Here is a 791-nt window from a genome sequence, read left to right on the forward strand (position 1 = left end):
ATATAGTTAAAGCAACTTATTATAAAGATGATGAAAAAACAATTTATTATCGTTCTGATAAAACTATTGACTGTATAATTGAATCCGTTAAAAATACTAGCTTTACGTTTCAAGAAGTTTTTTATCAAGCTGATGGCAAAACTATTGATTATATAGAAAGTTACGAAAGAGATATTGACAAACTAATCAAAGAGACATATTACAAGTCCGATGGCGAAACTATTGATTATATAAAAGAATATGATGGAGAGGATAGCGCACGCATATTACTCAAAAAGACATATTACTATGATGATGGAACTATTAAAAAAATCATTAACTTTTGGAATCAATAAAAATAAAAGGAGATTTTAAAAAAATGAAAAAAATTATAAAAGAAATTATTGATAATAACGGATACAAAATAACCGAGGAATCTAACGAAAACAACCAAATAATCAAAAGAACCACTTACAACCCAGACGGCGTGACAATTTGGTACATCACTGAATACGATCCTCAAACTGGTGAAATAATCAAAGAAACCAATTACAACCCCGACGGAATAACAATTGATTTAATCATTGAATCCGACCCTCAAACTGGTACAATCATCAAAAAAACCTACTACAACAACCTCAACAGCAAAAAAATTGACTTCATCATTGAATATGACCCACAAACAGGAAAAAAAATCAAAAAAACAGGCTACCACCCCGATGGAACTGTTAAAGATATTATTAACTTTTAAAAATCCAATAAAAATAAACAAAAAATTAAAAAAAATCAAACAAAAGGAGTCAAATCATTAT

The 791-nt window shown here is 28.4% G+C and carries 2 protein-coding genes; both read left to right on the forward strand.

Features of this window, described 5'->3' with window-relative positions; all coding sequences use genetic code 11:
• Positions 1 to 335 (forward strand): DUF2963 domain-containing protein (locus RI68_RS02820; RefSeq protein ID WP_017193722.1); only part of this gene is annotated, 335 nt, incomplete at its 5' end.
• 23 nt (positions 336 to 358) lie between these two features.
• A complete protein-coding gene (locus RI68_RS02825; RefSeq protein WP_017193723.1) occupies positions 359 to 730 on the forward strand; it encodes a DUF2963 domain-containing protein in 372 nt (123 codons plus the stop codon).
• Positions 731 to 791: the final 61 nt, after the last annotated feature.

Source organism: Vaccinium witches'-broom phytoplasma str. VAC (genome assembly GCF_000309405.1).
Taxonomy (GTDB): domain Bacteria; phylum Bacillota_I; class Bacilli_A; order Acholeplasmatales; family Acholeplasmataceae; genus Phytoplasma.

What these genes read in the sequence shown, in the direction of transcription:
- RI68_RS02825 (WP_017193723.1), top strand. Translation starts at nt 359, where the DNA reads ATGAAAAAAATTATAAAAGAAATTATTGATAATAACGGATACAAAATA.